1 protein-coding gene is annotated in these 277 nt (G+C 65.0%); it reads right to left on the bottom strand.

Annotation, left to right across the window (positions count from 1 at the left end):
* Positions 1–277: alpha/beta fold hydrolase (locus AC0IYH_RS31300; RefSeq protein ID WP_471838106.1), on the bottom strand; the 277-nt coding region annotated here is incomplete at both ends.

The raw sequence follows: 277 nt of genomic DNA on the forward strand, positions 1-277 counted from the left end.
GGTGGGTGACCGCCTCGCGATGAAGGGCGGCCTGTGGCAAGGCGACCATTCCGCCGATGTCATGTCCACACACGGCGTAGCGGAAGTGGCCGAGGGCAACCATCACATCATGCGCGTCGCGCGCCATTGTCGCCTTGTCATAGCCGCCCTGCGGGCAGTCGGAGAAACCCGCGCCGCGCAGATCGATGGCGACCACGCTGAAATGCTCGGCCAGCAGCGGCATCACCTTGTGCCATTCCCACCACGTTTCAGGCCAGCCGTGAAGCAGCAGGATTGG

It is taken from the genome of Pseudomonas sp. AC463, from assembly GCF_979253585.1.